This is a genomic window from Bacillus arachidis (assembly GCF_030285945.1).
Taxonomy (GTDB): Bacteria; Bacillota; Bacilli; order Bacillales; family Bacillaceae_G; genus Bacillus_A; species Bacillus_A arachidis.
This window is the reverse complement of the sequence record NZ_CP127376.1, coordinates 102686-123849: the sequence shown is the minus strand read 5'-3', so window position 1 is coordinate 123849 and position 21164 is coordinate 102686. Positions and strand designations below refer to the sequence as shown.

Here is a 21164-nt window from a genome sequence, read left to right as displayed (position 1 = left end):
ACTTTATTTTGTTACACATGTCAGTATGTCCAGTGCTCTCATTATGTAAAACGAGCGCCATTGAAAGGGAGAGGCATTCTCCCTCTCCACACTTCCATAAGCGACAAATAAAGCGGTCTATGCTTACATTTATTTTACGTTGAATCCTACCAACGGTAATGAGCAAATGCTTTGTTAGCTTCTGCCATTTTATGAGTGTCTTCACGTTTCTTAACAGATGCACCAGCGTTGTTAGCTGCATCTAAGATTTCGTTAGCAAGACGCTCTTCCATAGTTTTTTCACCACGAAGACGAGCGTAGTTTACTAACCAACGAAGACCTAAAGTTGTACGGCGTTCTGGACGAACCTCAACTGGAACTTGGTAGTTAGCACCACCAACACGACGAGCGCGTACTTCAAGAACAGGCATAATGTTCTTAAGAGCTTGCTCGAATACTTCCATTGGCTCTTTACCAGTACGTTCACTAACGATATCGAACGCATTATAAAGAATTGTTTGAGATTTACCTTTTTTACCGTCAACCATCATTTTGTTGATTAGGCGTGTTACTAGTTTAGAATTGTACATTGGATCTGGTAACACATCACGTTTCGCAACAGGTCCTTTACGAGGCATATTGAGTTCCTCCTTTCATTGTAAATTTATTATTTTTTAGCAGGTTTTGGTCTCTTAGTACCATATTTAGAACGTCCTTGCATACGTTTGTCAACACCAGCTGTGTCAAGCGCACCACGAACGATGTGGTAACGTACCCCCGGTAAATCCTTTACACGACCACCGCGAATTAATACTACGCTATGCTCTTGTAGGTTATGACCGATACCTGGGATGTAAGCAGTAACCTCGATACCGTTTGTTAAACGTACACGAGCGTATTTACGTAACGCTGAGTTCGGTTTCTTTGGAGTCATTGTACCAACACGAGTACATACACCACGTTTTTGAGGTGCAGAGATATCAGTTGATTTTTTCTTTAAAGAGTTGAAACCTTTGTTTAACGCAGGTGATTTAGATTTCCATACTTTATCAGTACGACCATTTCTCACTAATTGGTTAATAGTAGGCATTTGATTTATCCTCCCTTCGCATGTTTGTATGACCACATATCCAGGTGGTTCATTATTAGTTGAAAACAAAGTTTTTGCAAGGGAGAGCAAATGCTCTCTCCTCACAAAAACAGTTTTAACTTATTATTCCTATTGCTGAAGCTCCCACTTGAATCCCCGAAGCTTTACCAAGCTTACGAACCGATTCAACTTTGGTTATGGGCACGTTATGTTGCAGTGCAGTACGAGCGATAACATGGGTTAACCGCATGTCAGCATCTTCTGCAATAACAACTTCTTTAACTGTACCATTTTTAATTGCTTCCAATGTTCGTTTATGACCAACGATTACATTTTCCGCATTTGATACTTTTTGATAAGACATATACATATCCTCCAAAGCATCGTTCAGGAGCAACCTTGCTTATAGTAACATTTTGACTCATACAATGTCAACTAGGATTATCTGTTTTTATACAAAATTTACGACGGAAAATTTTACTGTTCCACGTAAACTTCATCGTTTTCTACATTCATGTCTTCTTGTGTTGTTTTAACAAGATCCACTTTACGATAACGATTCATACCAGTTCCAGCTGGAACCAGTTTACCGATAATAACATTCTCTTTCAATCCTAGAAGTTCATCGCGTTTGCCTTTAATTGCTGCATCTGTTAGAACGCGAGTTGTTTCTTGGAACGACGCTGCAGATAAGAATGAATCTGTTTCAAGTGATGCTTTTGTAATACCAAGAAGTACTGGTCGTGCTGTAGCTGGCTGTTTACCTTCTAACAACACTTTTGCATTCGCATCAGTAAACTGGTGGATATCCAGTAATGTTCCTGGTAATACATCTGTTTCACCCGCATCGATGACACGAACTTTACGAAGCATTTGGCGAACCATTACCTCTACGTGCTTGTCACCAATTTCTACCCCTTGCATACGGTATACTTTTTGAACTTCACGTAACAAGTATTCTTGAACTGCTGTAATGTCCGTTACTTTTAGTAATTCTTTCGGATCAATAGAACCTTCTGTTAACTCTTTTCCGTGACCAATTTGTTGTCCTAGGACTACTTTTAGACGAGCACCATAAGGAATTGCATATGTGCGAGCTTCAACCTCACCCTGTACAACTACCTCTTGACGATCTTTAACATCGTTAATCGCCGCGATAACACCGTCGATTTCACTGATAACTGCCTGACCTTTCGGATTACGAGCTTCGAAGATCTCTTGGATACGAGGTAAACCTTGTGTGATATCATCTCCGGCAACCCCACCTGTATGGAACGTACGCATCGTTAACTGTGTACCTGGTTCACCGATAGATTGAGCTGCGATAATACCTACCGCTTCTCCTACTTCTACGTCTGTGCCAGTAGCTAAGTTACGACCGTAACATTTCTTACATACACCGTGGCGAGTGTTACATGTAAACGCTGAACGGATGTGTACTGTTTCAACACCTGAGTTTTCAACGATATGAGCGATATCTTCAGTGATTAATTCATTTTCACGAACTAATACTTCACCTGTTTCAGGATGTTTTACAGTTTTTCTTGCAAAACGTCCTACAAGACGATCATATAATGACTCAATTACTTCATTACCCTCTTTAATCGCACCGATTAATAAGCCGCGATCTGTTCCACAATCGTCTTCACGAACGATAACATCTTGTGCAACGTCTACAAGACGACGTGTTAAGTAACCAGAATCGGCAGTCTTAAGTGCTGTATCGGCAAGACCTTTACGCGCACCGTGCGTAGAGATGAAGTACTCAAGTACTGTTAAACCTTCACGGAAACTTGACTTGATTGGAAGTTCGATGATACGTCCAGATGGGTTGGCCATCAAACCACGCATACCAGCAAGCTGAGTGAAGTTCGATGCGTTACCACGGGCACCAGAGTCACTCATCATGAAGATTGGGTTGCGTTTATTCAAGGATTTCATCAGCTTTCCTTGGATAACATCTTTCGCATTACTCCAAATGGAGATAACGCGATCGTAACGTTCTTCTTCCGTGATTAAACCGCGACGGAATTGTTTAATTACTTTATCTACTTTTGCTTGTGCTTCGTGGAGGATTTCATCTTTTTCACCTAATACAAGGATATCTGCTACCCCAACTGTAATACCAGCTTTTGTAGAATATCTAAATCCTAAGTTTTTCATACGGTCAAGCATGCGAGACGTTTCTGTAATTTGGAAACGTTTAAACACTTCCGCAATGATGTTACCAAGAATTTTCTTGCTAAATGGTGCCACTTCTTCGCGACTAGCAATAATTTCTTTAATGTTCGCACCTTTTTCAACGAAATATTTCGCTGGTGTTTCTTTTTCAAGGTTTGAATTTGTCGGTTCGTTAATATAAGGGAACGACTTCGGTAAGATTTCGTTAAATATTAATTTACCAACTGTTGTTAATAGAAGCTTACTCTTTTGCTCTTCAGTAAATGTTTCGTTGTTATTTACTGAATTCGCTGCAACTGCAACACGAGTGTGCAGATGTACATATCCATTTTGATATGCAAGTAATGCTTCATTTGCATCTTTGAACACCATACCTTCACCAATTGCACCCTCACGCTCAAGTGTTAAGTAATAGTTACCTAATACCATATCCTGAGATGGTGTAACAACTGGTTTTCCATCTTTCGGGTTCAAGATGTTTTGTGCTGCTAACATAAGAAGACGAGCTTCCGCTTGTGCTTCTGATGATAACGGAACGTGAACCGCCATTTGGTCACCATCAAAGTCCGCATTGTATGCAGTACATACAAGTGGATGAAGACGGATTGCGCGTCCTTCTACTAATGTAGGTTCGAACGCTTGGATACCAAGACGGTGAAGCGTTGGAGCACGGTTTAGAAGTACTGGGTGCTCTTTAATTACAGATTCTAAAACATCCCAAACTTCAGGTTGTACACGCTCGATTTTACGTTTTGCACTCTTAATATTGTGCGCTAATCCTTTTTCCACTAAATCTTTCATAACAAAAGGTTTGAACAGTTCAAGCGCCATTTCTTTCGGTAATCCACATTGATACATCTTTAAATTCGGTCCTACAACGATAACGGAACGACCAGAGTAATCAACACGTTTACCTAATAAGTTTTGACGGAAACGTCCTTGTTTACCTTTTAGCATGTGAGATAGCGATTTTAATGGACGGTTACCCGGACCAGTAACTGGACGGCCACGACGACCATTATCGATTAATGCGTCTACAGCTTCTTGTAACATACGTTTTTCGTTTTGAACGATGATGCTTGGTGCACCTAAGTCCAATAGACGTTTTAAACGGTTGTTACGGTTAATTACACGACGGTATAAGTCATTTAAGTCAGAAGTTGCAAAACGTCCACCATCTAACTGTACCATTGGGCGTAGTTCTGGTGGGATAACTGGTAGAACATCTAAGATCATCCAAGAAGGTTCATTGCCAGAGTTACGGAATGCTTCTAATACTTCTAGACGTTTAATAGCACGAGTACGACGTTGTCCTTGTGCTGTTTTTAATTCTTCTTTTAAGAAGTCTACTTCTTTATCTAAATCGATGTCTTGTAATAGCTTCTTAATCGCTTCTGCGCCCATAGCAGCTTGGAATGTGCTGCCATATCGATCACGATATGCACGGTATTCTTTTTCAGAAAGCAATTGCTTCTTATCAAGTGGTGTATCTCCACTTTCTGTTACAACATAAGAAGCGAAATAAATTACTTCTTCAAGCGCGCGAGGGGACATGTCTAAGACAAGTCCCATGCGGCTCGGGATACCTTTGAAATACCAAATATGAGATACAGGAGCAGCCAATTCAATATGACCCATACGTTCACGACGTACTTTCGCACGCGTTACTTCAACGCCACATCGATCACAAACTACACCTTTATAACGTACACGCTTATATTTTCCGCAATGACATTCCCAGTCCTTTTGTGGTCCGAAAATACGCTCACAGAACAAGCCGTCTTTTTCTGGCTTTAACGTACGATAGTTAATTGTTTCTGGTTTCTTAACTTCACCGTATGACCAAGAACGAATCTTGTCAGGTGAAGCAAGTCCAATCTTCATATATTCAAAGTTATTTACATCTATCAAGGGGCCTACCTCCCTTTTAGTCTACAGGTTATCCCAATTATTCCTTAGTTGTCTCAACTTCGATATTCAATTTGTCTGCTGATTGATGATCATCATCATCTTCCGTATCACGCATTTCAATTTCTGTATCGTCGCTAGACATCATTTTAACGTCCATACCTAAACTTTGCAGTTCTTTAATCAATACTTTGAATGATTCTGGAACGCCTGGTTCTGGAACATTTTCACCTTTAACAATTGCTTCATATGTCTTAACGCGACCGACAACATCATCAGACTTCACGGTTAAGATTTCTTGAAGAGTATAAGCAGCACCGTAAGCTTCAAGTGCCCAAACCTCCATCTCACCGAAACGCTGTCCACCGAACTGAGCTTTACCTCCAAGAGGCTGCTGCGTTACAAGTGAGTATGGTCCAGTAGAACGAGCATGAAGTTTATCGTCAACCATGTGCGCAAGTTTGATCATATACATGACACCAACAGACACGCGGTTGTCGAATGGTTCACCAGTACGTCCATCATACAGGATTGTTTTCGCGTCATTTGCCATACCAGCTTCTTCGATTGTACCCCATACATCTTCCTCACGAGCACCATCGAATACTGGTGTTGCAACGTGGATACCAAGGTATCTTGCTGCCATACCAAGATGAAGCTCTAATACCTGACCGATATTCATACGAGATGGTACCCCTAATGGGTTCAACATGATATCGATTGGTGTACCGTCTGGTAAATATGGCATATCTTCTTCCGGTAAAATACGGGAGATAACACCTTTGTTACCGTGACGGCCGGCCATCTTGTCACCTTCAGAAATCTTACGTTTTTGAACGATATATGCACGTACAAGTTGGTTTACACCTGGTGGCAATTCATCGCCATCTTCACGGTTAAATACTTTTACGTCTAAGATAATACCGCCACCACCGTGTGGTACACGAAGTGATGTATCACGTACTTCACGTGCTTTCTCACCGAAGATTGCATGTAATAAACGTTCCTCTGCTGTTAATTCTGTTACACCTTTTGGTGTTACTTTACCAACAAGTAGATCTCCGTCTTTTACTTCAGCACCGATGCGAATAATACCACGTTCGTCAAGGTTGCGAAGCGCATCCTCCCCAACGTTCGGGATATCACGTGTAATTTCTTCTGGTCCAAGCTTCGTATCACGAGCTTCTGATTCATATTCTTCAATATGGATCGAAGTGTACACATCGTCTTTTACAAGGCGCTCACTCATAATGATCGCATCCTCGTAGTTATAACCGTCCCATGTCATGAAGCCAACAAGCACGTTACGTCCAAGTGCTAGTTCACCTTTTTCCATAGAAGGACCATCCGCAAGGATTTCACCTTTTACAACTTGATCGCCAACACTTACGATTGGACGTTGGTTATAGCAAGTTCCTTGGTTAGAACGAATGAATTTCAACATTTTGTAGCGATCTAAGTCGCCTTTTACTTTTTGACCGTCAACTTCTACATAACGGCGTACCCAAACTTCACGTGCTTCTACGCGTTCAACAACACCTGGGTGTTTACAGATTACTGCAGCACCTGAGTCTTTTGCTGATACGTACTCCATACCTGTACCTACAATCGGAGATTCCGGATTCATTAACGGAACCGCCTGACGTTGCATGTTCGCACCCATAAGTGCACGGTTGGAGTCATCGTTTTCTAAGAACGGAATACAAGCTGTCGCTGCCGACACTACTTGTTTTGGAGATACATCCATGTAGTCGATGCGTTCTCTATTTGTGACAATGTTTTCACCACGGAAACGAGCTACGATATCTTCATCAAGGAATTCCCCTTCTTCAGATAATTTCATATTCGCTTGGGCTACAACATAGTTATCTTCTTCGTCTGCTGTTAAGTAATCAACATGACCCGTTACACGACCAGTCTCCGGATCAACACGACGGTATGGAGTTTCAATGAAACCAAACTCATTTACTTTCGCGAATGAAGATAATGAGTTGATCAAACCGATGTTTGGTCCCTCTGGTGTTTCAATTGGACACATACGACCATAGTGAGAGTAGTGAACGTCACGTACTTCAAAGCCTGCACGCTCACGTGTTAAACCACCAGGTCCTAATGCTGATAGTCTTCGTTTGTGCGTTAACTCTGCTAATGGGTTTGTTTGGTCCATGAACTGAGATAACTGAGAACTTCCGAAGAACTCTTTAATAGATGCAATAACTGGACGAATGTTAATTAACGCCTGCGGTGTAATTGCATTTGTATCTTGAATCGACATTCTCTCACGAACAACACGTTCCATACGAGAAAGACCGATACGGAATTGGTTTTGTAATAACTCCCCTACAGAACGCAGACGACGATTTCCTAAATGGTCAATATCATCTGTATCTCCTACTTTGTATAGTAGGTTAAAGAAGTAGCTAATAGAAGCAAGGATATCACCTGGTGTGATATGTTTTACGTCACGAGTGATATTTGCATTTCCAATTACGTTGATAGAACGTTCGCCATCTGACTCTGGAGCATAGATCTTAATAGATTGCAGCTCAACATCGCCTTCTACCACTCCACCCATTGGTTTCGCTGTTTTGAATCCAATGTTTTTCTCTAAGTAAGGTAAAATGCGATCTAATGTACGACGATCTAAGATTGTTCCTTCAGCCGCTAAAATTTCACCAGTTTCTGGATCCACTAATGTTTCAGCTAAACGTTGGTTAAACAATCTATTTTTAATGTGTAACTTTTTGTTGATCTTGTAGCGGCCTACATTTGCTAAATCGTAGCGCTTTGGATCAAAGAAGCGAGAAACAAGCAAGCTTTTCGCATTTTCTACTGTCGGTGGTTCACCTGGACGTAGACGCTCATAAATTTCAAGCAATGCTTTTTCTGTGCTATCTGTGTTGTCTTTTTCTAGCGTATTGCTTAAGTATTCGTTATCACCTAAAAGCTCGGTGATTTCTTGATCAGAGCCAAACCCTAATGCGCGTAACAAAACAGTTACAGGAAGTTTACGCGTACGGTCAATACGTACATATACAACATCCTTAGCATCTGTTTCATACTCTAACCAAGCTCCGCGGTTTGGAATTACAGTAGCAGTAAAACCACGTTTTCCGTTTTTATCCACTTTGCCACTATAGTATACGCTTGGAGAGCGAACTAACTGGGAAACGATAACACGTTCTGCACCGTTAATTACGAATGTTCCTGTCTCTGTCATGAGTGGGAAATCTCCCATGAACACATCCTGTTCTTTTACTTCACCAGTTTCCTTATTGATTAGACGAACTTTCACACGAAGTGGTGCTGCATACGTCACATCACGCTCTTTACACTCTTCTACAGAGTATTTAGGTTCACCTAAGCTGTAGTCGATAAATTCAAGCGATAGATTTCCCGTAAAGTCTTCAATCGGAGAAATGTCTTGGAACATTTCTCGCAAACCCTCATCAAGAAACCACTGATAAGAAGAGGTTTGAATTTCGATAAGATTTGGTAACTCTAATACTTCACTAATACGGGCATAACTTCTTCGTTGGCGGTGGCGTCCGTATTGAACTAGTTGACCTGTCAACTGCTTCACCCCTCAAATCATGAGTATTATAAATGCACAAAAAAATTTGTGCAAAATCACAAATAAATACAGCTAACGCCATTAGCGTAGCTTTTTCTCTCAAAGATAGATACGTTGAGTCTTTCTACCTGCTCAAAAAAGAAAAATGGCTTCTATAAGAAAACCATCATTCTGTTTCATAATCTGCTGATTTTACTATCTTTTCCAAGAGAAACAAAAATATACATTTTTCTCAACGCAGAAAATCATATATTGGCATTGTATAATGTTAACATAGCCAAAAATAACCGTCAACGTTTTTTTGATTTTATGATATAATATCCTTTTTTCTTTTCTACAACCTCAACTTCAGAAAATGATTCTTCTAGTTTTTTTAGCGCGGATGGTGCTCCTTGTTTCTTTTGAATAACAATCCAAAGCTCCCCACCTGGTACTAGATGATCCACAGCTTTTTCTAAAATTTCATGCACGATATGCTTACCAGCACGAATCGGAGGATTAGATAGAATAGCAGCATACTGTCCGTTCACATTTTCATAGACGCTACTTTGGAAAATATGAACATTTTCAATTTTGTTATTAGCGGCGTTTTCTTCCGCAAGCCCAAGCGCCCTTTCATTCACATCCACCATATGAACGTTACGACCTTGCCACTCTTTCGCTAATGATAAACCGATTGGACCGTACCCACACCCAACATCCAACACATCACCTTGAACATCTGGCATTTGAAACGCTTCAATTAAAAGACGAGAACCAAAGTCTACCTCGTTTTTCGAAAACACCCCATGGTCAGATAAAAAAACAAATCGAGATCCTCGCAATGTATATTCCCATCGTTTACGATCACTTTTGCTCGAAGGGTCGTTAGAAAAATAATGGTCTGCCATATGGCCACCTCTTTTCTTTACAGTTAAAAAAAAAGCCCGCATAAGAGCGAGCTTTTTTTAAGCTTCAAAAGTTAATTACTTAACTTCTACAGCAGCGCCAACTTCTTCAAGTTTAGCTTTCATTTCTTCAGCTTCTTCTTTAGAAGCGCCTTCTTTGATTGCTTTTGGAGTGTTGTCAACTAATTCTTTAGCTTCTTTTAAGCCAAGACCAGTGATTTCACGAACAACTTTGATAACTTTGATTTTTTGAGCTCCAGCACTTTCAAGTACTACGTCAAATTCAGTTTTCTCAGCAGCAGCTTCACCAGCGCCACCAACAACAGCTACAGGAGCAGCAGCAGTTACGCCGAATTCTTCCTCGATAGCTTTTACTAAGTCGTTAAGTTCTAATACAGTCATAGATTTAACTGCTTCAATGATTTGTTCTTTAGTCATTGTAAATATCCTCCCTTAAATAGGTTTGTATTGTTTTATCGATAACACGTAATTATCTTTTAAAAAATTAAGCGCCTTGCTCTTCCTTTTGATCTGCAACTGCTTTAGTAGCAAGTGCAAGGTTACGGATTGGAGCTTGAAGAACGCTAAGAAGCATAGAAAGTAAGCCTTCACGTGATGGAAGAGTAGCGATAGCTTTAACCTCATCAAGTGATACAAGTTTACCTTCGATTACGCCCGCTTTAATTTCTAAAGCTTCATGATCTTTAGCGAAGTCGTTTAATACTTTTGCAGGAGCAACTACATCCTCGTTACTGAACGCGATTGCGTTTGGTCCTGTTAAGAATTCGTTTAACTCAGCCATTTCAACAGATTCTGCAGCACGACGAGTTAAAGAGTTTTTGTAAACTTTGAACTCAACGCCAGCTTCACGTAAGTTTTTACGTAATTCAGTTGCTTCAGATACTGTTAAACCACGGTAGTCAACAACGATTGTAGATTTACTTTCGCGAAGTTTATCAGCGATTTCAGTTACAACTTGTTGTTTAGTTTCGATTGCTTTGCTCATGTTATTACACCTCCTGTAGATTATATAGAAGATGTACCGAAAGTGCACTAAAAACCTCCATGCCCAGTTGTAGACATGGAGGCATATAGTCACAGAAAAAAATTCCGTTTCGTATATTAACACCTAGGTAGGAAATTAAGCCAAATTGGCACCTACTGTCTACGGTACACTATTTAAATTCACAACATAAATGATTATATTAAAACTTCTTTATGAAGTCAACTTCCAATTTTTACGCGATTGTAGAAACGTCTACACGTACGCCAGGTCCCATTGTAGAAGCAACAGTTGCATTCTTCATGTAAGTACCTTTTGCAGCAGCTGGTTTAGCTTTTACTAGCGTATCAGCAATTGTTTTGAAGTTTTCTACTAATTTAGCATCTTCGAAAGATACTTTACCGATTGGAACGTGGATGTTACCAGCTTTATCAACGCGGTATTCAACTTTACCAGCTTTGATTTCGTTAACAGCTTTAGTTACATCGAAAGTAACTGTTCCAGTTTTAGGGTTTGGCATTAAACCTTTAGGTCCTAATACGCGACCAAGTTTACCAACTTCACCCATCATGTCAGGAGTTGCTACTACTACATCGAAATCGAACCAACCTTGTTGGATTTTACCGATGTAATCAGTATCGCCTACGAAGTCAGCGCCAGCAGCTTCAGCTTCTTTTGCTTTTTCGCCTTTAGCGAATACTAATACACGTTGTACTTTACCAGTACCGTGTGGAAGAACAACTGCGCCACGAATTTGTTGGTCAGCTTTCTTAGGGTCAACACCTAAACGGAATGCAGCTTCTACAGTTGCATCAAATTTAGCTGTGTTTGTTTTCTTTACTAATTCTACTGCTTCTGTTGCAGAGTAAGCAGTTGCACGATCAACAAGCTTTGCAGCTTCTACGTACTTTTTACCTCTTTTAGCCATGTTTATTTCCTCCTTGAATGTGGTTTTAGCGGAATAACCTCCCACGTTTACGCCTTCGTTTCGGGAATCCCCTGAGGATGTGCGCCCATCCATTTATTTAAAAACGATACTCATTTACGATAATAAAGGTTGCGAATTGGAATTCCAGACCCGCAACCTTTTTTACAAAAAAACAAATCGAATTAGTCTTCGATAACGATACCCATACTGCGTGCAGTACCTTCAACCATACGCATTGCAGCTTCTACGCTAGCAGCGTTTAAGTCAGGCATTTTAGTTTCAGCGATTTCGCGTACTTTATCACGCTTAACAGTTGCCACTTTATTACGGTTTGGTTCACCAGAACCAGACTCAATACCAGCTACTTTCTTAAGAAGAACAGCAGCAGGAGGAGTTTTAGTAATGAAAGTGAATGAACGGTCTTCGAATACCGTAATTTCAACAGGAATGATAAGACCAGCTTGATCTGCTGTACGAGCGTTGAACTCTTTACAGAAGCCCATGATGTTAACACCCGCTTGTCCTAATGCTGGACCAACTGGTGGAGCTGGGTTAGCTTTACCTGCAGGAATTTGAAGTTTTACCATTTTAATTACCTTTTTAGCCACGAGACACACCTCCTTAAGTCCGTGATGTGGTCAATTGGGCAGTGATTTGCCCTCCCACTTCTATTTTATCTGTAACGATAAAATCTTTTCAAAAAACGTCTCCGTTACCGAAGACGTACTGACTTAAAAGATATTATCACTTTTTACAGTTCATTTCAAGTTTCATTTTATAATTTTTCAATTTGATGGAAATCGAGCTCGACCGGTGTTTCACGACCAAACATATCTACAAGCACTCTCACTTTTTGTTTTTCCATATCAATCTCTTCGATTGCACCTGTATAATTCGCGAATGGTCCTTCATTAACCCGTACTGTTTCATGAAGTTCAAAGTCGAAATCAACCACTTCATTGTCCATTCCCATATGCTTCATAATGGTAACAACTTCCTCTTCTAACAAAGGAGATGGTTTTGAACCTGATCCAGAAGATCCAACAAAACCTGTTACACCTGGCGTATTACGAACAACATACCAAGAATCATCAGTCATAATTAGTTCAACTAATACATAACCCGGGAATACTTTTCGTTTTGTTAATTTTTCTTTTCCGTTTTTCATTTCTACTTCTACTTCTTCCGGAACAACAACACGGAAAATTTTATCCTGCATTCCCATTGATTCTACACGTTTTTCTAGGTTTGCTTTTACTTTATTTTCATATCCAGAATAAGTATGGACAACATACCAACTTTTTTCCATTCATTTAGGACGAGCGTCCTTCCCTCCCTGACGTACATTTTTTTGCGCAAATGAAAAAACCCGTTCATCGGGCTTTTACACAGTTCGTATAAATAACATTATATCATGGATAAGTGCTTCTTATTCAAGAATTAACCGAATTAAAGAAGAAATACCCATGTCAACTACTGCGAAGAAAACTGCAAAAAAGACAACTGTCGCAATAACAGTAGCTGTTGAACGGAGTAATTCATCTTTCTTAGGCCAACTTACTTTTTTCATTTCGCGACCTACATCGCCGAAAAAGTTCGTCAAACGCATTTACGGGACCTCCAGTTTATTATTTCGATTATTTATTTTGTTTCCTTATGAACTGTATGCATATTGCATGTTTTACAAAATTTCTTTATCTCAAGCCGCTCTACTGAGCTCGTATCTTTCATTGTAGAGTAGTTTCGGTTCTTACACTCTTCACATGAGAGTACAACTTTTTTCCTCATTTGTTACACCAACCTTGTAACATTATGTCCCTAAAAATGTATCATACAATAAAAGACAATGTCAATGACATGCCGCTTACTACCTCACAAAAAGAAAGCAGGAGAATGATTTTACTCCTGCAATATACACTACGAATTTAGAGTTGTATTTTCTCTCATCTCCATATATCGTTCAAGCTTTCTTTTCACGCGCTGTAGAGCATTATCAATAGACTTTACATGCCTATTTAACTGCTCTGAAATTTCCTGATAAGAACGACCATCTAAGTATAAAGAAAGAACTTTTCTTTCTAAATCGCTTAATAATTCAGATATTTTTAGTTCTATGTCGGTATATTCTTCCTGACTAATAATCATCTCTTCAGGATCAGTCACCTTTGCTTCTGAAATAACATCTAATAGCGTACGATCAGATTCCTCATCGTAAATCGGTTTATCCAAAGAAACATACGAATTTAAAGGAATATGCTTTTGTCTCGTTGCTGTCTTAATAGCAGTAATAATTTGACGAGTAATACATAATTCAGCAAATGCTTTAAAAGAAGATAGCTTGTCCTCTTTGTAATCACGAATAGCTTTAAATAAACCGATCATACCTTCTTGAACAATATCTTCCCGATCGGCACCTACTAAAAAATAAGATCTTGATTTTGCACGAACAAAGTTCTTGTACTTGTGAATTAAATACTCAAGAGCATCAATATTACCTTTTCGAACTAACTCAACTATTGCCTCATCCTCTAAATCGCGAAACGTAACGTTGTTGGTACTTACGAAGCCTGTTTCCACTCTGATCCCTCCGACCGCTATTTATTTAGAAATATTATACAGTAAGCGTTTGAAGAGCGTCAATGCTTCAACGCTCTCCTCGCCTTAATTTTTCTAACTTTTCTGTAATATCCTTACTAAATATCGTTCGCATAGCTGGTTGTTTCTCTTTTACCTTTTGCGTTTGATGGCGCACTTGTTGTTCCATCATCTTTACTTCTAACTCCAGCTCACGCGCTGATTTCCGCAGTGCACCTTGTCCAAAAATAACCCACTGCTCTGTATAATCAGAAGTCGCAACATAAATTTGTGTATTAATATTGCGAAGTTCAATCGCAAGCTGTTCGATTTTTTCATCCGCGGTTTGATTTTTTCTTGTGAAAATGACTTCAACACGTGATTGCTTCATCTTCTTTTCAATACCTTGAACCGTATAAGCATCAAATACGATCATCACTCTTGTTCCTGTATACCCCTGATAGTCTGCCATCTTATCGATAAGCGCGTCTCTTGATGCTTGCAAATCTACATCCCGTAATTGTTTTAAATCTCCCCAAGCCCCAATAATGTTGTATCCATCGACGATTAAAATCTCGTTCATTTTTACTCACCAATCTGGTGACGTTTGCGATATACCTCGTACATTAACAGACTAGCAGCTACTGAAGCATTTAAGGATGTAACTTTACCAACCATCGGCAAGTTGATTAAGAAATCACATTTTTCACCAATAATACGGCTCATCCCTTTTCCTTCACTACCAATTACCAATCCAACCGGCATATTACCATCTAAATTACGATAATCCGTTTTCCCTCTTGCATCTGTACCCGCAATCCAAAGACCGCGCTCTTTTAAATCATCAATTGTTCGAGATAAGTTTGTCACGCGAGCAACAGGAATATATTCAATTGCTCCTGTTGAAGCTTTCGCAACTGATGCTGTAAGCCCAACAGCTCTTCTTTTCGGAATAATAATGCCGTGAGCACCTGTTGCATCTGCCGTACGCATAATAGAACCTAAATTATGCGGATCTTCAATTTCATCTAGGATTAAGAAGAATGGATCTTCATTACGCTTAGCAGCTGCTTCAAATAAATCCTCTAATTCCGCATATTGATATGCAGCTACTTGTGCAATTACTCCCTGATGGTTCCCTTCAACAAGTTGGTCTAACTTTTTCTTTGGTGCATGTTGCAAAATAATTTTATTTTCTTTCGCTAATGCTAATACAATTTGCACTTGTCCTTTAGCTGCACCTTCTGCAATCCAAATCTTATTAATATCTCTTCCTGATCGTAACGCTTCAATTACAGGGTTACGTCCGATAATATATTCACTACTCATATTGATGCGCCCCCTTCCTTCGCTTCTAAAACATCAATTGCTTTATATACAAGTTCTTCTAATCTTTCGCTATTGTTCAATAAGTAATGGTATCCAAGCAATGCCTCAAAAGCAGTGCTATAGCGATATGTTTGCACATCTGTATTTTTAGGAACAGAACCCGAATTTGCATTACGTCCTCTTCTTAAGACCGCTTCTTCTTCATCTGTCAAAAATGCTGTTTCTAGTAAATGATAAACAACTTTCGCTTGTGCTTTCGCCGAAACAAAGCTTGTCCCTAAACGATGTAATTGGTTAGGACGAACCGTTCCTTTTTGAAGGAGGTGATAGCGGATATATTGTTCATACACCGCATCACCCATATATGCTAACGCTAAGCTGTTTAATTGCTTTGCATCAATCATGTTTATCCTCTTTTCCATCTTGTACCTTGAGCGGTATCTTCTAAAATAATATTACGCTCTTTTAAATCATCACGAATTTGATCAGACAGTGCAAAATCGCGGTTTTGACGAGCCTCAATACGTTTTTGAATTAATGCCTCAATTTCTTCATCAAGCAATTCTTCTTTTGTTAACTCTAATCCTAAAATACCAAATAACGTTTCGAACTGTTTTACATACGCCTCAATTACAGCTTTTGATGTATGTTCTTCCAATAGATATTGATTTGCATGATTTGCTAAATTATACAATTCAGTTATTGCATTTGCTGTATTAAAATCATCGTTCATTGCTTCTTCAAACGTTAACTGGAATTTCTCTATTTCAACTAACCATTTTTCATTATGGTCTGTTAAATCTGTGCTACTTTCCATACGGTGCTTTAAGTTACCATATGCTGTTTTAATTCGCTCTAATCCATTATTTGTACTGTGTAATAACTCTTCACTAAAGTTGATTGGATGACGATAATGTACAGATAGCATAAAGAAACGAATTAACTGCGGGTCGTATTGCTTAATAATGTCATGAACTAAAATGAAGTTCCCTAATGATTTAGACATTTTTTCATTGTTAATATTAATATATCCATTATGCATCCAGTAACGTGCAAATGTTTTTCCCGTCAACGCTTCTGATTGTGCAATCTCATTTTCATGGTGTGGGAACGCTAAATCTTGACCACCAGCATGAATATCGATTGTATCACCTAAATATTTTCTTGCCATTGCAGAGCATTCAATGTGCCATCCCGGACGACCTTTCCCCCAAGGGCTCTCCCAGAAGATTTCTCCTTCTTTCGCAGCTTTCCATAATGCAAAGTCAAGTGGATCTTGTTTCTTTTCTCCAACTTCAATACGTGCACCATGACGTAAATCTGCAATTGGTTGATGAGACAATTTGCCGTAACCTTCAAATTCTTTCGTTTTGTAATAAACATCGCCTTCAGATTCATATGCATATCCTTTTTTCACAAGTTCCTCAATAAATTCAATAATGATATCCATATTTTCTGTTACACGAGGATGAACCGTAGCGTGTTTGCAACCCAATGCAGTTACATCTTCAAAGTACGCTTCAACAAAGCGATCTGCAATTGTTGGAACGTCCTCTCCTAGTTCATTTGCTGCTTTAATTAATTTATCATCTACATCTGTAAAGTTAGAAACATATTGTACATCATACCCTTTGTACTCTAAGTAGCGGCGCACTGTATCAAATACCATAGGTGGTCTTGCATTTCCAATATGAATATAGTTGTATACTGTCGGTCCGCATACATACATCTTCACTTTATTTTCTTCTAAAGGAACAAACTCTTCTTTCTCACGCGTTAACGTATTATAAATGTGAATAGTCATTTTCATCCTTCCTTTCCACTTTCACTTCAAGTTGCTTTTTTAATTTCTCGAGTTCAGCTTCCATTACTTTCAATTTATCGAAAATCGGATCCGGAAGATCTGAATGATTTAATTCCTGGCCTATCTTTACTCCATTCTGAATTACGACACGACCAGGTATACCTACAACTGTCGAATGTGCAGGAACTTCTTTCAATACAACAGACCCTGCACCAATTTTAGAATTCTCTCCAACTGTAATAGATCCGAGTACTTTTGCACCAGTTGCAATCAGTACATTATCTTGAATTGTTGGATGCCTTTTTCCTTTTTCTTTCCCTGTACCCCCTAATGTAACTCCTTGATAAATTGTTACATTGTCTCCAATTTCACATGTCTCCCCAATGACAACTCCCATACCGTGATCAATGAAAAAGCGGCGACCAATTGTGGCTCCTGGATGAATCTCAATCCCAGTAAAAAAACGACTAACTTGTGAAATCCAACGTGCAAGGAAGAAAAAATTCCGCTTATAAAAAGCATGTGCAATTCGGTGTGCCCAAACTGCATGTAATCCAGAGTAAGTTAAAATGACTTCGAAATAACTTCGTGCCGCTGGATCTTGTTCAAAAACGACTTCAATATCTTCTCGAAGCCTCTTAAACATCGATGTCCCCTCCCCTTTATGGGCTACTTTTCCGAGTGAACCGATTTACCACGAATTCCCTTACTTGTTATCTAGTCTTTATCCATCTCTACAAAAACTTATACCATACCTATTTACATGGTATAAAAAAGACGCCTCTGTCAAATTGACAGAGACGCCTTACAAGCGCGGTTCCACTCTGTTTAGGCTAAAATATAACCTCAAACTCATCCATGATAACGGTTTATACCGCTCCTGCTTACTTACGTTTCCCGAAACTATTCGTTGTTCAGCAGAAGACTCGAAGGGGCATTTCAAAAATCCGCTTATAAACCACTTCCAGCCAAAAGGTGGTTCTCTCTGTAAAAAGCCTGATTGTCTACTTCTCCTTCTCGTCGCTTTTCCATATTAGGTTTTAATGTATTCTTATTATATTTCTAAATTCGTCAAATGTTAACCAATTACTTTAAGAATACGGTTTAAAACTTTTTCTTTCCCAAGAAGTGCAATTGCATTTGGAAGTTCTGGACCATGTGTTTGACCAGTAGTCGCAACACGAATTGGCATAAATAAGTTTTTACCTTTATGTCCTGTTTCTTTTTGGACCGCTTTAATAGCCTTCTTAATCGCCGCTGGCTCCATTTCATCTAAAGCTTCTAATTCCGCAGCGAAAGCACGAAGTACTTCAGGTACTTGTTCGCCTTTCAACACTTCTTGTCCTTCTTCCTCATAATCTACATGATCTTTAAAGAACATCTCAGACAGCTCTACAATTTCAGCACCAAAACTCATTTGCTCATGATATAAAGCAATTACATCACGAATCCAAGCTTGCTCTTGCTCACTTAAGTTTTCACTTACGCGACCAGCTTTTACTAAATGAGGTAAACTTAATGCAACAACAGTATCTAAATCTTGCTTTTTCATGTACTGGTTGTTCATCCATTTTAGTTTCTGAGAATCAAATAATGCAGGTGATTTTGATAAACGAGCTGCATCAAACATTTCAATAAATTCATCTTTAGAGAAGATTTCCTCTTCACCAACTGGTGACCAACCTAACAATGCGATAAAGTTAAAGATTGCTTCTGGAAGATATCCCAGCTCTTTATATTGCTCAATAAATTGAATAATAGATTCATCGCGTTTACTTAACTTTTTACGACTTTCATTTACAATTAAAGTCATATGACCGAACTGAGGGACATCCCAACCGAAAGCTTCATAGATCATCATTTGCTTTGGGGTGTTAGAAATATGGTCATCACCACGAAGTACGTGTGTAATCTCCATTAAATGATCGTCTACTGCTACCGCAAAATTATAAGTTGGAATTCCATCTTTTTTCACAATAACGAAATCACCAAAGTCATTTGAGTGGAAAGCAACCTCATCTTTTACGATATCCTTAAATGTGTAGTCGCGGTCAGCTGGTACACGGAAACGAATACTTGGAATACGACCTTCTGCTTCAAATTGTTTAATTTTTTCTTCTGTTAAATCACGGTGATTACCTGCATAACGAGGTGTTTCACCACGAGCAATTTGTCCTTCACGCTCTGCTTCCAATTCTTCTTCTGTCATATAGCATTTATAAGCCAAACCACGCTCTAGTAAATCTTCATATAACTTTTTATAAATATCTAAACGTTCTGTTTGACGATATGGTCCATATTCACCACCAACATCAACACCTTCATCCCAGTCCATACCGAGCCATTTCAAGTATTTTAATTGGCTTTCTTCACCGCCAGCAACATTACGTTTTACATCAGTATCCTCAATACGAATGATAAACTTGCCATCTTGATGACGAGCAAATAAATAATTAAATAATGCCGTACGCGCATTTCCGATATGTAAGTGTCCTGTTGGACTTGGCGCATAGCGCACTCTCACTTGCTTTTCCATAATTGGTACACCTTCCATTCCTAATGTCAACACATTCTATAATTGTACACCAAAAAAATATGATTATCCATCTTACGAATTAAAAACAACTATTTTTTCTGTAATAGTACAACTGCTTGAGAAGCAATCCCTTCTTCTCTTCCTGTGAATCCTAATTTTTCAGTTGTTGTCGCCTTCACATTAACATTGTCTATAGAAGTTTCTAACAATTTACTAATACGCTTCCGCATACTTTCAATATATGGTGCCATTTTTGGCTTCTGAGCGATAATTGTACAATCTAAATTACCTAATTCATACCCTTGCTCACGCACAAACTCCCAAACCTTTTGCAATAACACAGCTGAATCTGCATCTTTAAAAGCAGGATCTGTATCTGGGAAATGTTTCCCAATATCACCTGCAGCAATTGCTCCTAAACATGCATCAGCAATTGTATGTAAAAGTACATCTGCATCTGAGTGACCTAATAATCCTTTTTCATGAGGAATCGTAATTCCACCGATAATTAACGGTCTACCTTCTGCAAATTCGTGTACATCAAAGCCTTGTCCAATTCGAAACATTTTACATCCTCCTCAAACTAAACTACTGAAATTCATGACCATATGTCGATGAATCTATTAAGAAAAGCCCGGTAGCTACCGAGCTTTTCTTAATATTATACCATCACTATCGTTCCTTCTGAACACGCAAGAAACTTTCAGCAATTAATAAATCTTCTGGAGTTGTCACTTTAATATTGTAATAACTCCCCTCTACTACGCCTACTTCTTTTCCTATGCGTTCTACAAGACTTGCATCGTCGGTACCAAGAAAACATCCTTGCTTTGCACTTTGATGCGCTTCTAGTAAAAGTGGAACAGCAAATCCTTGTGGTGTTTGAACTGCTCTAAGCTGAGAACGTTCAACCGTTTCAACAACGCTATCTTGTTCTACTCTCTTTACTGTATCCTTAACAGGCACTGCACAAATGGAAGCACCTTTCTCTTTTGCCTCAGTCAATACATCATGAATCATTTGTTCTGTTACAAACGGACGTGCTCCATCATGAACAAGAACATATTTGACTTCTTCTACATATTGAAGTGCATTATACACACTATCTTGTCTTTCAGCCCCGCCTTGAATAAACTGTACGCGTTTCTGAATCGGATATCTCTGCATTAGCTCTTCAAAATAAGGGCGTTCTTCTTTATTAATTGCCATAATAATATTTTTACATGCCTCATCTTTTTCAAAGGCACGTAATGTATGCACAATAATAGGCACTTCATTAATAAGCAAAAATAATTTATTTTTACCAGCACCCATTCGCTTTCCTTGGCCCGCAGCCGGAATAATTAATGTATACATGCTAATAATCCTCTA

22 protein-coding genes and 2 other annotated features are annotated in these 21164 nt (G+C 39.0%); all 22 genes read right to left on the bottom strand.

The genetic code is table 11. The features are described from left to right. Window positions 1-146: 146 nt before the first annotated feature. The 22 genes from rpsG to ispD all read right to left on the bottom strand — a co-directional run bounded on the left by rpsG (window position 147) and on the right by ispD (window position 21149). Window positions 147-617 carry a 30S ribosomal protein S7 gene (rpsG, locus tag QRY57_RS02290; protein WP_001137493.1) on the bottom strand — a complete coding sequence of 157 codons (471 nt, stop codon included), beginning with the start codon at window positions 615-617 and terminating at the stop codon, window positions 147-149. Between the two features lie 29 nt (window positions 618-646). Beyond that, a complete protein-coding gene (gene rpsL, locus QRY57_RS02285; RefSeq protein WP_001142341.1) occupies window positions 647-1069 on the bottom strand; it encodes a 30S ribosomal protein S12 in 423 nt (140 codons plus the stop codon). A gap of 115 nt (window positions 1070-1184) precedes the next feature. Next, entirely contained in the window at window positions 1185-1433 is a 249-nt protein-coding gene (locus QRY57_RS02280; RefSeq protein WP_026593162.1) for a ribosomal L7Ae/L30e/S12e/Gadd45 family protein, read from the bottom strand. A 113-nt stretch (window positions 1434-1546) separates the two neighbouring features. Continuing rightward, window positions 1547-5161, bottom strand: coding sequence for a DNA-directed RNA polymerase subunit beta' (gene rpoC / locus QRY57_RS02275; protein ID WP_286016588.1), 3615 nt, complete (start codon window positions 5159-5161; stop codon window positions 1547-1549). 37 nt (window positions 5162-5198) lie between these two features. After that, complete coding sequence (gene rpoB, locus QRY57_RS02270) at window positions 5199-8732, bottom strand: DNA-directed RNA polymerase subunit beta (RefSeq protein ID WP_026593160.1); 3534 nt, start codon at window positions 8730-8732, stop codon at window positions 5199-5201. A 290-nt stretch (window positions 8733-9022) separates the two neighbouring features. Beyond that, window positions 9023-9622 carry a class I SAM-dependent methyltransferase gene (locus QRY57_RS02265; RefSeq protein WP_090694438.1) on the bottom strand — a complete coding sequence of 200 codons (600 nt, stop codon included), beginning with the start codon at window positions 9620-9622 and terminating at the stop codon, window positions 9023-9025. 75 nt (window positions 9623-9697) lie between these two features. Then, on the bottom strand, window positions 9698-10057 hold the full coding sequence (rplL, locus tag QRY57_RS02260; protein ID WP_006093113.1) for a 50S ribosomal protein L7/L12: 360 nt from the start codon (window positions 10055-10057) through the stop codon (window positions 9698-9700). A 67-nt stretch (window positions 10058-10124) separates the two neighbouring features. Continuing rightward, window positions 10125-10625 (bottom strand): 50S ribosomal protein L10, encoded by a 501-nt coding sequence (rplJ, locus tag QRY57_RS02255; RefSeq protein WP_208019192.1) that lies wholly within the window; start codon window positions 10623-10625, stop codon window positions 10125-10127. Window positions 10626-10664: 39 nt separating this feature from the next. Beyond that, window positions 10665-10808 (bottom strand) — a sequence feature (ribosomal protein L10 leader region). Window positions 10809-10857: 49 nt separating this feature from the next. Further along, entirely contained in the window at window positions 10858-11550 is a 693-nt protein-coding gene (gene rplA / locus QRY57_RS02250; protein WP_026593157.1) for a 50S ribosomal protein L1, read from the bottom strand. Window positions 11551-11732: 182 nt separating this feature from the next. Then, window positions 11733-12158, bottom strand: coding sequence for a 50S ribosomal protein L11 (rplK, locus tag QRY57_RS02245; RefSeq protein WP_001085872.1), 426 nt, complete (start codon window positions 12156-12158; stop codon window positions 11733-11735). A 167-nt stretch (window positions 12159-12325) separates the two neighbouring features. Next, window positions 12326-12859: a transcription termination/antitermination protein NusG gene (gene nusG / locus QRY57_RS02240; protein WP_000415795.1), complete on the bottom strand. Its 534-nt coding sequence runs from the start codon at window positions 12857-12859 to the stop codon at window positions 12326-12328. Between the two features lie 120 nt (window positions 12860-12979). Then, entirely contained in the window at window positions 12980-13159 is a 180-nt protein-coding gene (gene secE, locus QRY57_RS02235; RefSeq protein ID WP_026593156.1) for a preprotein translocase subunit SecE, read from the bottom strand. 32 nt (window positions 13160-13191) lie between these two features. After that, the gene (rpmG, locus tag QRY57_RS02230; RefSeq protein ID WP_002055487.1) at window positions 13192-13338 is read right to left on the bottom strand and encodes a 50S ribosomal protein L33; all 147 of its coding nucleotides are present in this window, start codon (window positions 13336-13338) and stop codon (window positions 13192-13194) included. A 129-nt stretch (window positions 13339-13467) separates the two neighbouring features. Beyond that, window positions 13468-14127, bottom strand: a complete 660-nt coding sequence (locus QRY57_RS02225; RefSeq protein ID WP_003194323.1) for an RNA polymerase factor sigma-70 — start codon at window positions 14125-14127, stop codon at window positions 13468-13470. 67 nt (window positions 14128-14194) lie between these two features. Beyond that, a complete protein-coding gene (locus tag QRY57_RS02220) occupies window positions 14195-14707 on the bottom strand; it encodes an NYN domain-containing protein (RefSeq protein WP_026593155.1) in 513 nt (170 codons plus the stop codon). Window positions 14708-14709: 2 nt separating this feature from the next. Further along, a complete protein-coding gene (rlmB, locus tag QRY57_RS02215) occupies window positions 14710-15453 on the bottom strand; it encodes a 23S rRNA (guanosine(2251)-2'-O)-methyltransferase RlmB (protein WP_286016587.1) in 744 nt (247 codons plus the stop codon). Beyond that, the gene (locus tag QRY57_RS02210; RefSeq protein WP_026593153.1) at window positions 15450-15857 is read right to left on the bottom strand and encodes a Mini-ribonuclease 3; all 408 of its coding nucleotides are present in this window, start codon (window positions 15855-15857) and stop codon (window positions 15450-15452) included. Before QRY57_RS02210 ends, rlmB begins: the two co-directional genes overlap by 4 nt. Window positions 15858-15859: 2 nt before the next feature. Further along, complete coding sequence (cysS, locus tag QRY57_RS02205) at window positions 15860-17257, bottom strand: cysteine--tRNA ligase (RefSeq protein WP_026593152.1); 1398 nt, start codon at window positions 17255-17257, stop codon at window positions 15860-15862. Continuing rightward, window positions 17238-17903 (bottom strand): serine O-acetyltransferase, encoded by a 666-nt coding sequence (cysE, locus tag QRY57_RS02200; RefSeq protein ID WP_026593151.1) that lies wholly within the window; start codon window positions 17901-17903, stop codon window positions 17238-17240. Before cysE ends, cysS begins: the two co-directional genes overlap by 20 nt. 147 nt (window positions 17904-18050) lie before the next feature. Beyond that, window positions 18051-18287 (bottom strand) — a binding site (T-box leader). 48 nt (window positions 18288-18335) lie between these two features. Beyond that, a complete protein-coding gene (gene gltX, locus QRY57_RS02195) occupies window positions 18336-19793 on the bottom strand; it encodes a glutamate--tRNA ligase (RefSeq protein WP_286016586.1) in 1458 nt (485 codons plus the stop codon). Between the two features lie 89 nt (window positions 19794-19882). Further along, window positions 19883-20359, bottom strand: a complete 477-nt coding sequence (gene ispF / locus QRY57_RS02190) for a 2-C-methyl-D-erythritol 2,4-cyclodiphosphate synthase (RefSeq protein WP_286016585.1) — start codon at window positions 20357-20359, stop codon at window positions 19883-19885. Window positions 20360-20465: 106 nt separating this feature from the next. Then, window positions 20466-21149, bottom strand: a complete 684-nt coding sequence (gene ispD / locus QRY57_RS02185; protein WP_208019191.1) for a 2-C-methyl-D-erythritol 4-phosphate cytidylyltransferase — start codon at window positions 21147-21149, stop codon at window positions 20466-20468. Between the last annotated feature and the right edge of the window lie 15 nt (window positions 21150-21164).

Bases quoted from the DNA above. Each gene is read 5' to 3' on its own strand.
- rpsG (WP_001137493.1), bottom strand. From the start codon at position 617: ATGCCTCGTAAAGGACCTGTTGCGAAACGTGATGTGTTACCAGATCCA.
- rpsL (WP_001142341.1), bottom strand. From the start codon at position 1,069: ATGCCTACTATTAACCAATTAGTGAGAAATGGTCGTACTGATAAAGTA.
- QRY57_RS02280 (WP_026593162.1), bottom strand. From the start codon at position 1,433: ATGTCTTATCAAAAAGTATCAAATGCGGAAAATGTAATCGTTGGTCAT.
- QRY57_RS02265 (WP_090694438.1), bottom strand. From the start codon at position 9,622: ATGGCAGACCATTATTTTTCTAACGACCCTTCGAGCAAAAGTGATCGT.
- rplL (WP_006093113.1), bottom strand. From the start codon at position 10,057: ATGACTAAAGAACAAATCATTGAAGCAGTTAAATCTATGACTGTATTA.
- rplJ (WP_208019192.1), bottom strand. From the start codon at position 10,625: ATGAGCAAAGCAATCGAAACTAAACAACAAGTTGTAACTGAAATCGCT.
- rplA (WP_026593157.1), bottom strand. From the start codon at position 11,550: ATGGCTAAAAGAGGTAAAAAGTACGTAGAAGCTGCAAAGCTTGTTGAT.
- nusG (WP_000415795.1), bottom strand. From the start codon at position 12,859: ATGGAAAAAAGTTGGTATGTTGTCCATACTTATTCTGGATATGAAAAT.
- secE (WP_026593156.1), bottom strand. From the start codon at position 13,159: ATGCGTTTGACGAACTTTTTCGGCGATGTAGGTCGCGAAATGAAAAAA.
- rpmG (WP_002055487.1), bottom strand. From the start codon at position 13,338: ATGAGGAAAAAAGTTGTACTCTCATGTGAAGAGTGTAAGAACCGAAAC.
- QRY57_RS02220 (WP_026593155.1), bottom strand. From the start codon at position 14,707: ATGAACGAGATTTTAATCGTCGATGGATACAACATTATTGGGGCTTGG.
- rlmB (WP_286016587.1), bottom strand. From the start codon at position 15,453: ATGAGTAGTGAATATATTATCGGACGTAACCCTGTAATTGAAGCGTTA.
- QRY57_RS02210 (WP_026593153.1), bottom strand. From the start codon at position 15,857: ATGATTGATGCAAAGCAATTAAACAGCTTAGCGTTAGCATATATGGGT.
- cysS (WP_026593152.1), bottom strand. From the start codon at position 17,257: ATGACTATTCACATTTATAATACGTTAACGCGTGAGAAAGAAGAGTTT.
- cysE (WP_026593151.1), bottom strand. From the start codon at position 17,903: ATGTTTAAGAGGCTTCGAGAAGATATTGAAGTCGTTTTTGAACAAGAT.
- gltX (WP_286016586.1), bottom strand. From the start codon at position 19,793: ATGGAAAAGCAAGTGAGAGTGCGCTATGCGCCAAGTCCAACAGGACAC.
- ispF (WP_286016585.1), bottom strand. From the start codon at position 20,359: ATGTTTCGAATTGGACAAGGCTTTGATGTACACGAATTTGCAGAAGGT.
- ispD (WP_208019191.1), bottom strand. From the start codon at position 21,149: ATGTATACATTAATTATTCCGGCTGCGGGCCAAGGAAAGCGAATGGGT.